The organism is Mesorhizobium sp. L-8-3 (assembly GCF_016756615.1).
Lineage (GTDB): Bacteria > Pseudomonadota > Alphaproteobacteria > Rhizobiales > Rhizobiaceae.
The window spans coordinates 3,076,661-3,087,249 of record NZ_AP023262.1 but is presented as its reverse complement, the minus strand read 5'-3'; the positions used below and the strand labels follow the sequence as shown (position 1 = coordinate 3,087,249).

Sequence of the window (10,589 nt, the reverse complement as noted above, 5' to 3'; positions counted from 1 at the left end):
TCACGCGTGATAACGGATCCGCTCTCGCGCCGCCCGCTTCCGACCTCGTTTTCTCCACACAAAAGCCGCAAATTTACCACCTGTTAACTATATTCAACCCATTGTTCCCAATAGGGTATTTTGCCACGCCGCAGGACCTTCCGGCGACTCCCTAGAACTGACTCACAAAAATTGACGGTTGTTAACAAATCCCGCCAGCGGCTACCCGTTGACACATGGGGTATTGAAACTGATTCGGAGGCGGGCCGATGATCGTTATCGTGGACGAGCGCGAGCGGGTGAAGGAAGGTTATTCCTCGCTCTTCGGGCGCGAGGGCGTGCCGAGCACCGGTTTCGGCGCCAGCGAGTTCGGCGAGTGGGTTTCGACCGCTGCCGAGTCCGACATCAAGGCCGTCGGCGCCTTCCTTATCGGCGAATGCGACAGCAGCCAGTTCTCGCCGCGGATGATCCGCGAACGCACCGGCGCGCCGGTGATCGCGCTCAGCGAACAGCATTCGCTCGAGAACACGCTGCGCCTCTTCGAACTCGGCGTGGACGATGTCGTGCGCAAGCCGGTCCATATCCGGGAGATCCTGGCGCGCATCTCCGCCATCCGTCGCCGCCAGCAGCAGGATCCGAGCTTCACGCAGATCGGACCGATGCGCATCTTCGACGACGGCCGCGATCCCGAAATCGACGGCCAGCCGCTGCCCCTGCCGCGGCGCGAGCGGCGCATCCTCGAATTCCTCGCGGCGAATTACGGCCGCAGGGTGACCAAATCGCAGGTCTTCAATGCGATCTACGGCATCTTCGACGAAGAGGTCGAGGAGAACGTCGTCGAGAGCCACATCAGCAAGCTGCGCAAGAAGCTGCGTGAGAAGCTCGGCTTCGACCCGATCGATTCCAAGCGCTTCCTCGGCTACCGGCTGAACGTCTGACGACGGGAGCCGACGCTCTCCGCCCTGGCGGCCTTTTGCCGCCCGGGCAAGCGGGACAGACCGGAATGCAGACATCAGACAGCCTCACGCAAGTCACGGCGACTAACCTGGCCCCCGGAAACCACCGATCTGAGGGGTATGCTCGATGAGCCTTTACGGGATGATGCGGACCGGCGTGTCCGGCATGAACGGACAGTCCAACCGCCTGTCGACGGTCGCCGACAACATCGCCAATTCGAACACGGCCGGCTACAAGCGCGCCAAGACCGAGTTCTCGACGCTGGTCGTGCCCAATGGCGGCGGCAGCTACAATTCCGGCGGCGTCACCACCGACATCCGCTATCAGATATCCACCCAGGGCGTTCTCAACTACACCACCTCGGTGACCGACCTCGCCGTCGACGGCGACGGCTTCTTCATCGTCCAGAACGGCAGCGGCACGAACTATCTGACCAGGTCCGGTTCCTTCGTGCCCGACGGCGAGGGCCGTCTCGTCAACGCCGCCGGCTTCTATCTCACCGGCTACAGCTTCGCCAACGGCACGCCCAGTGCCACCGCCAACGGCTTCGGCGGCCTCGAAGTGGTCCAGATCGGCGGTGAAGGCGGCATGACCGCAACCCCTTCCACCCGGGGCGAATTCTCGGCCAACCTCCCCTCCACAGCCGAGGATGTCGCCGCAGGCGAACTGCCGTCGGACAATGTCGCGACATCGAAATACACCGCGAAGTCGTCGCTGGTGGCCTACGACAATCTCGGCTCTGAAGTGATGCTCGACGTCTATTTCACCAAGACGGCCGACAACACATGGGAAGTCACCGTCTTCAACAAGGCCGACGCCGCCTCCGGCGGGACGACCTCCTTCCCCTATGCCAACCCGCCCGGCGCCCTGACCACCGGAACGCTCGACTTCGATCCGACCACCGGCAAGCTCACCGCGGGCGGCACGCTCAGCATGAGCATCCCGAACGGCGCGACGCTGGAACTCGACCTCGGTGGCATGACCCAGCTCTCGTCGAAATATGCCGTCGATGAAGCCATCGTGGACGGCAACGGCCCGAGCGCCATCGATCGGATCGAGATCAGCACGGACGGCGTGCTCTCGGCGATCTACGAGAACGGTTCGGTGCGGCAGCTCTATCGCATCCCGCTCGCCACCGTGGCGAGCCCGGATCGGCTGAACGTGCTTTCGGGCAACGTCTATTCGCAGAGCAACGATTCCGGCGACGTACGCATCGGCTTCTCGAATGAAGGCGGTCTCGGCAAGATGGTCTCGCAGGCGGTCGAGAGCTCCAATGTCGACATCGCGCAGGAGCTGACCGACATGATCGAGTCCCAGCGCAACTACACCGCCAACTCGAAGGTCTTCCAGACCGGCTCCGAACTCCTCGACGTCCTCGTCAACCTGAAACGGTGACGGGTGCGTCACAGCATTTGAAGGAACTACAATGTCGCTGACGACCGCCCTGGGCATTGCGCAAAGATCGATTCTGAGCACGTCGCGGCAGACAAGCGTCGTTTCCCAGAACATCAGCAATGTCCAGAACCCCGACTATTCGAGGCGGTCGGCGGTTCTGGTCAGCACCGCACCGGGCGCCCGCACGGTCGAGATACAGCGCGCCACCAATGTCGCACTGTTCAAGAACAACCTCGCGGCGCTCTCCTCGCATGCCGGCCAGTCGACATTGCTCTCGGGCATCGAGAACCTGACGCTCCACGTCAACGGGGTCGAGAACGGCCGCTCCGCCTCGACCCTGATCGGCAAGCTCCAGCAAGCGCTGCAGTCCTTCGGGACGACGCCCTCCAACGAGAATCTCGGCGAGAACGTCGTCGAACAGGCGCGCCAGCTCGCCAAGGCGCTGAACGAGGGCAGTGCCGCGATCCAGCAGACGCGCGCCCAGCTCGACAAGGACATCAAGACGTCGGTTGCCTCGCTCAACGACCTGCTCGGGCAGTTCGAGCAGGCGAACAAGGCGGTCATGCATGCCACCCAGGCCGGCAACGACGCTTCGGATGCCCTCGACCAGCGCGACGCGCTGCTCAAGCAGATCTCGGAGATCGTGCCGATCTCGACGATCACCCGCGGCAACAACGACATGGTCGTGACCACCGCCAGCGGCGTGACCCTGTTCGAGGCGGTGCCTCGCAAGGTGACCTTCGAACCGATCCCGTCCTACTCGGCCACGACATCGGGAAATGCGATCTATGTGGACGGAGTGCCGCTGGTCGCCGGTTCGGGCGCGAACACCGATGCCGCCGGCAGCCTGGCGGCCATGTTGCAGATGCGCGACCGCGTAGCGCCCTCCATGCAGGCGCAGCTCGACGAGATCGCGCGCGGGCTGATCTCCTCCTTCGCCGAAACCGACCCGACGGGCGCCGGCTCGGTGCCGCCGCTGACCGGCCTCTTCACCTGGCCCGGCGGCCCGGCCTTGCCCGCAGACGGTACCGTCAGCCCCGGCCTCGCCGGCGCGATCCAGGTAAATCCGCTGATCGATTCGACCGCCGGAGGCGACGTCAGGCTGTTGCGCGACGGCGGCATGAACGGCAGCGGCTATGTCTACAACACGAGCGGCGGCGCGTCATTCGCCGACCTGATCTACACATACAGCGAAGCGCTCGACGCGCCGATGACCTTCGACGCGGCCGCCGGCATCGGCACCGAGGCGAGCGTGACCGACTACGCCGGAAGCTCGATCAGTTGGCTGGAGCTCGCCCGCCAGCAGGCCTCCGAAGCCGCCGAGTCCAAGAGTTCGCTGCTGGTGCGCACCAGCCAGGCCCTGTCGAACGAAACGGGCGTCAACATGGACGAGGAGATGGCGCGCCTGCTGGAGCTCGAGCACGCCTACCAGGCATCCGCCCGGCTGATCCAGGCCGTCGACGAAATGCTCTCCACACTCCTCGAAGCGGTCAGGTAGTCATGAAAATCTCGTTCGTCTCCACCCAGGCCGTATCCAAGGCGCTCAGTTACCAGCTGGCCCGGCTCCAGACCGATCTGGTGAAGGCGCAACAGGAGGTCTCGACCGGCAAATACGCCGATGTCGGGCTGGCGCTCGGAGCGCGCACCGGCCAGGCCGTCGCGCTCAGCCGCGACGCCGACCGCCTGAAGGGGCTGGTCGATTCAAACGCGCTCGTCTCGGCGCGGCTCGACGCCACCGAGGAGGCCCTGACGCGCCTCACCAGCGAAGCCGAAACGTTCCTGTCGGCGCTCACCGTCGGCGGCAGCGGCGACACCGAGCAGCAGGTGCTTCAGGTGACCGCCCAGAACATGCTGGAAACGCTGACATCGGTTCTGAACACCAGCCAGAACGGCGAATATATATTCGCGGGCGTCAATACCGACATCCAGCCGATCAAGGACTACAAGGCGGGCTCGGCAAACAAGGCGGCCTTCGACCAGGCATTCTTCGATACTTTCGGTTTCGACCAGACCAATCCGAGCGCCGAAACCATCACCGCCGCCCAGATGACGGATTTCCTCACCAACGTCGTGGAGCCGATGTTCTTCGGGCCGGATTGGTCGAGCAACTGGTCGAACGCGACCGACGACGCGATCACCAGCCGCATCGCGCTCAACGAGACGGCGCAGACGTCGGTCAGCGCCAACACGGCCGGCGCACGCAAGCTCGCAATGGCTTCCTCGCTCGTCGCCGATCTGTTCCAGGGACCGCTCAACGAGAATGCACGCGAGGCGCTGGTCGGCCAGGCACGAACCTGGGTCGGCGAGGCCATATCCGACATCAACAACGCGCAGGCGCAGCTCGGCCTGATCCAGAACCGTGTCGACAGCGCCAGCGAGCGCATGAAAATGCAGATCGACATCTTCAAGATCAATCTGAACGACCTGCAGGGGGTCGATCCCTACGAGGCCTCGACACGCGTCAACACGCTGCTTGCCCAGATCGAGACGTCATACGCGCTGACCGCTCGCATCCAGAAGCTCAGCCTGCTCAACTATCTCTAATCAGCGGCATCAGAACTGATCAATGTACCAATTCTCCTACGCCGAGATACAGACCGACTCGATCGCCGATGCCAAGGAGCGCGAGCGGCAACTGCTCGACCGCTCGATCGACCTGCTGATCACCGCACGCGAGAAAGGCGTCGGCTCCATGCAGACTGTGGAGGCGATCCACTATCTCACACGGATATGGACGGCCTTCATCGAGGATCTGGGCCGGCCCGACAACGAGCTCCCGCGGGAGCTGCGCGCCAATCTGATCTCGATCGGCCTCTGGCTGCTGCGCGAAGCCGACGCGGTGCGGCGCGGAGAATCCGACAATTTCGCCGGCTTGATCGATATCTCACAGATAATCCGCGACGGAATCAGATGAAGAACACGCTCAAGATCTCGCTCCGCGCGAAAGAGAAGATCTATCTGAACGGCGCGGTGATCCGGCCCGACCGGAAGGTCTCGATCGAGTTGCTCAACGACGTGCAGTTCCTGCTTGAGAGCCACGTCATGCAGCCGCAGAATGCGTCCACGCCCCTGCGCCAGCTCTATTTCATGACCCAGGTCATGCTTATGAATCCGGACGGCGCCGGCGAAGCCCGCGCGATGTTCCGCAAGTCGCTGCCGCTCCTGCTGACAAGCTACAGCGACGAGCAGATCAAAACCTCCCTGAAATATGTCGACCAGTTGGTGAGCGAAGGCCACGTCTACGAGGCGCTCAAGGTCATTCGCGGCCTCTACCCGCTGGAAGCGAAGATCATGGGCACGGACGAAGAAAACAGCGGCATGCCGGCAGCGGTGGCTTCCGCGTCCGACCTGGCGCTAGCAGCTGGAGAATAAAAGATGGCCATCCCCGGACTGAGCGGTGTCTCGAACACCAGCAATACCGGCAATACCGATAACGTCGCGAAGGCGAATGTCGACTACCAGTCCTTCCTGAAGCTGCTCGTCGCCGAGATGAAGCATCAGGATCCGACCAACCCGATGGATGCGACGCAATATGTCTCGCAACTCGCCTCCTTCTCGCAGGTCGAGCAGTCCGTCCAGATCAACTCGAAGCTCGAGAACATCCTGGCGACTTCTCAGCTTTCGCAGGCAAGTTCGGTCATCGGCAAGCACCTGACGTCGGCGGACGGGGCGGTGAAGGGCGTCGTCGCTGAAGTCAGGCTCTACAGCGACGGCATCATCGCGGTGCTCGACACCGGCAAGGAAGTGCTGGTCCAGCCAGGCGTCAAGGTCAAGGACGCCGCGTGACCCCGATCCGGGCCTCGCACAGAGGACCGGCGTTCGGAGGAGCACACCGATGAACGAAGCCGATGCGCTCGAAATCGTCCAGTATGCGATCTGGACCGTGCTGACGGCCTCGGCGCCGGCCGTGATCGTGGCGATGGTGGTCGGCATCGCCATCGCCTTCCTGCAGGCGCTGACGCAGATCCAGGAAATCACCCTCACCTTCGTGCCGAAGATCGTCGCCATCCTGCTCGTCGTGGCGTTGTCGGCGCCTTTTATCGGCGCGCAGATATCGACCTTCACCACGGTCATCTTCCAGCGCATCCAGGACGGGTTCTAGAACGGCGGATGTATCGATGGGGTCGGCGCTGCCGCTCTGTCTGCTTGTCGTCGCATCGGATTCATCCCGACGCCGGTACCCAGTTCGGGTCCGACGCTCTTCTGGCCGAGTTCCGTCACATCGCGCTGCGCGAGGCAGGCAAGAGGCGCGGCACGGCCGAGCCGGTCGACACCGCCTGCCAACGCCGATAGCCGGCATCGACTTCTCTCCCGACCAAACCTGGCGCTCGATCCAGAAGCCGAACGACCCGTCAGCGCGCGGCGTGCCGGCGATCCGCCCGGTGCCTGCTTCGCCGAAGCGAGCCTCGCGATAACGCTCCAGTCATCGCGCCCCGCAACGACAAGCTGCTTGACCTTGGCATAATTATTTTCTAAAGTTTAGAAATTAATTGGGAGGACGGCTCGGATGGGCATCCATCACGGCCACGTATTGCGTATCCTGCGCGACGAAGGCCCGCAGTCGCGGGCCGAGCTTGCCCGTAGAAGCAAGCTGTCTGCGACGACCTTGACTCATGTCACCGCGCATCTCCTCAAGGACGGTTCCGTCATGGAGTCGGAAACCGGCGGGCTCGGCTCGGTGGGCCGCCCGGCTCAGGCCATTCGTCTCGTGCCGGATGCCCATGCAATCGCCGGCGTGCACATCGGCGCAGGTGCGGTGCAAGTCACGGTCACCGATCTCAAGGCGTCGTCCAAGGGCACAAGGTTCTTCGACTTCGACGTGCGCGGAGCGGACCCGGCAATCATCGTGAAGCGCGCCTCGGCTGCGGTGACCGAACTCGCGCAGGAAGCGCAGATCGAGACGAGAAGGCTGCTCGGCGTCGGCATCAGTGTGCCGGGCCCGGTCGATATGGCGCGACGCAAGTCGCTCTTCTCGATCAATGTCGGCTGGAGGGACGTCCCCTTCGCCGAGTTGATGGAACAGTCGCTGAGCATGCCCGCCATCGTCGAGCACAATGTGACCGCAATGGCCTTGGCGGAAAGCCGCTACGGCATCGGCAGGGACGTGTCGGCGCTGCTTTACGTCTATCTCCGCACGGGCCTCGGCGCCGGCCTCGTCGTCGACGGACTGTCGTTCCGCCCCGGTGGCCACGGCGCGGTCGAACTCGGCCATATCCAGATCTCGCAGAATGGCGCTGTCTGCGCCTGCGGCAATACGGGCTGTCTGGAGACGTTTCTGCGTGAGGACGCCCTGATGCAGGCGGCGGGGCTGACGGGGCCGGCCCCCGCGCACCTGCTGGCGCATGTCGAGAAGAATGCGGCGGCCTGGGACGTGGTCGTGCGGCACCTCACCACGGCGCTTGCGAGCGCCGTCAATCTTCTGACGCCCGATCTCATCGTCTTCGGCGGTCACCTCGGCGAGGCGCCGGAAAGCCTGTTCGAGCGATTGCGGATCGACCTGCCGCCACGCGTCATGCCGCATATGCGGGACATACTGGAGATACAGCGCTCCGACTTCGGCCCGCTGGCCGGCGCGATCGGTGGGGCCGCGGTGGCGCTCGACCATTTCTTCTATTCGGGAGCACTCCATTGAACGGCGCGGCGACCACGGCAATCGCCGAAGGAAAAAGGCAGGGGCAGTCGATTGCCCAACTGCCGCCATTCCTTCTCAGTCTCATCGCCTTCGCGATCGGCATCGCCGTCTGGTGGGCCATCACCGCCGCCAAGCTGGTGGTGCTGCCAGGGCCGCAGGAAGTGGCGCAACGTGCCGTCGAGCTGACCCGGAGCGGCCAGTTGCCGCTCGATATCGTGTCGAGCCTCAGGCGCGTGCTGTTCGGGTTCCTCCTCGGCGTTGCGCTGGCGATACCCGTCGGCTTCCTGATGGGCTGGTACCAGACCGCGCGTGCGCTGATCGAACCCTACATCCAGTTCTTCCGGATGATCCCGCCACTGGCCGTGATACCGCTGGCCATCGTCACCATGGGCATCGACGAAGCGCCGAAGATCTTCGTCATCTTCCTGGCTTCGTTCCTGTCCTGCGTGGTGGCGACCTATCAGGGCGTGATTAGCGTCGACCGCACCCTGATCAACGCCGCGCGGGTGCTCGGCGCCGGCGATGCGGTGATCTTCCTGCGCGTCATCATCCCGGCCTCCATTCCCTTCATTCTGGTGGGCGTGCGCATCGGGCTGGGCTCCGCCTGGGCAACCGTCGTGGCAGCGGAGTTGATCGCCGCTCAATCCGGCCTCGGCTTCCGCATGCAGCAGGCGCAGCTCTACTACGATCTGCCGACGATCTTCGTCAGCCTCGTCACCATCGGCATTCTCGGCCTCGTCATGGACCGCCTGCTGCAGGCGACGGAACGCCGCCTCACCCGGTGGCAGGAGCGCGCGCAATGAACGCCGAGGCGGACACCATGCAGCCCAAGATCTCGTTCCAGGACGTGACGCGAATCTTCGGTGAAGGCGAAAAAACCTTCCTGGCCCTCGACCGGCTTTCCCTCGACATCGCCGACGGCGAGTTCGTCACGGTGGTCGGACCCTCCGGTTGCGGCAAGTCGACCGCGATGAACATCGCCGCCGGACTGACCGAAGTGTCGCAAGGGCGGGTCCTGGTCGACGGCGAAGCGGTTCATGGCCCCGGGCCGGAACGCGGCGTGATCTTCCAGCAATATGCCCTGTTCCCCTGGCTGACCGTCCGGCAGAACGTCGAATTCGGCCTGCGCATCAAGGGCATGACGGCGGGTGAACGGAGCAGGATCTCCGACCATTTCATCAACCTCGTGGGGCTGAGGGACTTCGCCGATGCGCTGCCGAAGACGCTGTCGGGCGGCATGAAGCAGCGCTGCGCCATCGCCCGCGCCTACGCCGTCAATCCGACCATGCTCTTGATGGACGAGCCGTTCGGCGCGCTCGACGCGCTGACGCGGGTCCACATGCAGGACCAGTTGCTGGACACGTGGAGCCGCGAGCGCCGGACGGTCATCTTCATCACGCATGACGTCGACGAGGCGGTCTACCTCGCCAACCGGGTGATCGTCATGGCTGCCCGGCCAGGCCGGCTGCACGAGATCATCCCGGTCGAACTGCCATACCCGCGTACCGAGGAGATGCGGTTGTCGCGCGAATTCGCGGAGATCCGCAATCGGGTGTGGCACGCCGTCTACCATCAGAAACCGCAGATCGATGCAAGGCAATGAACAGGGAGGAATTGCAGAAATGAACGTCACCAGAAGAGGTTTTCTGGCGTTGTCGGCGGCCGGCACCGTCGCAGCGCCGGCGTTGCTGAGCGTATCCGGCCGCGCGCTCGCACAGTCCAAGCCCATCCGCGTCGGCTATATCGCCGACTATTTCGGCACCAGCCTGACGGCAATCGCTGATGACCAGGGGCTGTGGGCCAAGCACGGGCTCGAGCCGGAGCTGAAGGTGTTCACCAACGGACCGATCCAGGTCCAGGCGCTCGGCGCCGGCAGCCTCGACTTCGGCTATGTCGGTCCCGGTGCGTTGTGGCTGCCGGCAAGCGGCAAGGCCAAGATCGTCGCCATGAACGCGCTCGGCCTCTCCGACCGGGTGATCGCGCAGGCCGGCATCGCCACCATGGCCGATCTCAAGGGCAAGAAGATCGGCGTCCCGGAAGGAACGTCGGGCGACATGCTGTTGCGGCTCGCGCTTGCGAAGGCCGGCATGCAGCTCTCCGACGTCGAAGTGGTCAAGATGGACCCGTCGACCGTGGTCTCGGCCTTTGCCTCCAGGCAGGTGGACGGCGCGGGCATCTGGTACCCGCTGGTCGGCGTCATCAAGAAGACCGTGCCCGACCTCGTCGAGGTGGCCAAGAGCGCCGATTTCTATCCGGCGAACTCGTTCCCGTCGGCCTTTGTGGCCCGCAACGAGGTTGCCGAGCAGGATCGCGAGACGGTCATGAAGTATGTCGCCGTCCTGAAGGAAGCCAACGACTACCGCGCCGCCGACGTACCGCGGTCGGTCGAGATCACTGCGAAGTTCCTCGGCGTGCCCGCCGACCCGCTGATCACGGAAAGCCAGAACGGCAAGTTCCTGACCAGCGCCGAATTCGTCGCCGCCACCAGGGACGGCTCGGTCGCAAGCTGGCTGAAGGGCCTCAACGATCAGTTCGTCTCCTTCGGCAAGCTGCAGAATCCGCTGGATCCGAAGGACTACTACCTCGGCGACCTCTATTCCGGCGGCTGAGCCCGTCATCTCCCCTG

12 protein-coding genes are annotated in these 10,589 nt (G+C 64.0%); all 12 read left to right on the top strand.

What is annotated here, in order from left to right; all coding sequences use genetic code 11:
• Window positions 1-248 precede the first annotated feature (248 nt).
• The 12 genes from JN302_RS14455 (at window position 249) to JN302_RS14400 (ending at window position 10,572) form a co-directional block, all read left to right on the top strand.
• Window positions 249-917 carry a response regulator transcription factor gene (locus tag JN302_RS14455; RefSeq protein WP_202313037.1) on the top strand — a complete coding sequence of 223 codons (669 nt, stop codon included), beginning with the start codon at window positions 249-251 and terminating at the stop codon, window positions 915-917.
• A gap of 145 nt (window positions 918-1,062) precedes the next feature.
• Window positions 1,063-2,331 (top strand): flagellar hook protein FlgE, encoded by a 1,269-nt coding sequence (locus JN302_RS14450; protein ID WP_202313036.1) that lies wholly within the window; start codon window positions 1,063-1,065, stop codon window positions 2,329-2,331.
• A 31-nt stretch (window positions 2,332-2,362) separates the two neighbouring features.
• Window positions 2,363-3,829, top strand: coding sequence for a flagellar hook-associated protein FlgK (gene flgK / locus JN302_RS14445; RefSeq protein WP_202333339.1), 1,467 nt, complete (start codon window positions 2,363-2,365; stop codon window positions 3,827-3,829).
• Between the two features lie 2 nt (window positions 3,830-3,831).
• Window positions 3,832-4,875, top strand: coding sequence for a flagellar hook-associated family protein (locus JN302_RS14440; protein WP_202333338.1), 1,044 nt, complete (start codon window positions 3,832-3,834; stop codon window positions 4,873-4,875).
• A gap of 22 nt (window positions 4,876-4,897) precedes the next feature.
• The gene (flaF, locus tag JN302_RS14435; protein WP_202313031.1) at window positions 4,898-5,245 is read left to right on the top strand and encodes a flagellar biosynthesis regulator FlaF; all 348 of its coding nucleotides are present in this window, start codon (window positions 4,898-4,900) and stop codon (window positions 5,243-5,245) included.
• Entirely contained in the window at window positions 5,242-5,703 is a 462-nt protein-coding gene (gene flbT / locus JN302_RS14430) for a flagellar biosynthesis repressor FlbT (RefSeq protein WP_202313029.1), read from the top strand. The genes flaF and flbT overlap by 4 nt, the downstream gene beginning before the upstream one ends.
• A gap of 3 nt (window positions 5,704-5,706) precedes the next feature.
• On the top strand, window positions 5,707-6,117 hold the full coding sequence (flgD, locus tag JN302_RS14425) for a flagellar hook assembly protein FlgD (RefSeq protein WP_202313027.1): 411 nt from the start codon (window positions 5,707-5,709) through the stop codon (window positions 6,115-6,117).
• A gap of 49 nt (window positions 6,118-6,166) precedes the next feature.
• A complete protein-coding gene (gene fliQ / locus JN302_RS14420) occupies window positions 6,167-6,433 on the top strand; it encodes a flagellar biosynthesis protein FliQ (RefSeq protein WP_202313025.1) in 267 nt (88 codons plus the stop codon).
• Between the two features lie 405 nt (window positions 6,434-6,838).
• A complete protein-coding gene (locus JN302_RS14415) occupies window positions 6,839-7,963 on the top strand; it encodes an ROK family transcriptional regulator (protein WP_202313023.1) in 1,125 nt (374 codons plus the stop codon).
• A gap of 50 nt (window positions 7,964-8,013) precedes the next feature.
• Window positions 8,014-8,766 (top strand): ABC transporter permease, encoded by a 753-nt coding sequence (locus JN302_RS14410; protein ID WP_202314765.1) that lies wholly within the window; start codon window positions 8,014-8,016, stop codon window positions 8,764-8,766.
• A 17-nt stretch (window positions 8,767-8,783) separates the two neighbouring features.
• Entirely contained in the window at window positions 8,784-9,566 is a 783-nt protein-coding gene (locus JN302_RS14405) for an ABC transporter ATP-binding protein (RefSeq protein ID WP_202314764.1), read from the top strand.
• A 19-nt stretch (window positions 9,567-9,585) separates the two neighbouring features.
• On the top strand, window positions 9,586-10,572 hold the full coding sequence (locus JN302_RS14400; RefSeq protein ID WP_202333337.1) for an aliphatic sulfonate ABC transporter substrate-binding protein: 987 nt from the start codon (window positions 9,586-9,588) through the stop codon (window positions 10,570-10,572).
• The last annotated feature ends 17 nt before the right edge of the window (window positions 10,573-10,589 follow it).

Coding starts and splice junctions, on each gene's coding strand:
- JN302_RS14405 (WP_202314764.1), top strand. CDS start 8,784: ATGCAGCCCAAGATCTCGTTCCAGGACGTGACGCGAATCTTCGGTGAA.
- JN302_RS14415 (WP_202313023.1), top strand. CDS start 6,839: ATGGGCATCCATCACGGCCACGTATTGCGTATCCTGCGCGACGAAGGC.
- fliQ (WP_202313025.1), top strand. CDS start 6,167: ATGAACGAAGCCGATGCGCTCGAAATCGTCCAGTATGCGATCTGGACC.
- JN302_RS14450 (WP_202313036.1), top strand. CDS start 1,063: ATGAGCCTTTACGGGATGATGCGGACCGGCGTGTCCGGCATGAACGGA.
- flaF (WP_202313031.1), top strand. CDS start 4,898: ATGTACCAATTCTCCTACGCCGAGATACAGACCGACTCGATCGCCGAT.
- JN302_RS14440 (WP_202333338.1), top strand. CDS start 3,832: ATGAAAATCTCGTTCGTCTCCACCCAGGCCGTATCCAAGGCGCTCAGT.
- JN302_RS14455 (WP_202313037.1), top strand. CDS start 249: ATGATCGTTATCGTGGACGAGCGCGAGCGGGTGAAGGAAGGTTATTCC.
- flbT (WP_202313029.1), top strand. CDS start 5,242: ATGAAGAACACGCTCAAGATCTCGCTCCGCGCGAAAGAGAAGATCTAT.
- JN302_RS14400 (WP_202333337.1), top strand. CDS start 9,586: ATGAACGTCACCAGAAGAGGTTTTCTGGCGTTGTCGGCGGCCGGCACC.
- flgK (WP_202333339.1), top strand. CDS start 2,363: ATGTCGCTGACGACCGCCCTGGGCATTGCGCAAAGATCGATTCTGAGC.
- flgD (WP_202313027.1), top strand. CDS start 5,707: ATGGCCATCCCCGGACTGAGCGGTGTCTCGAACACCAGCAATACCGGC.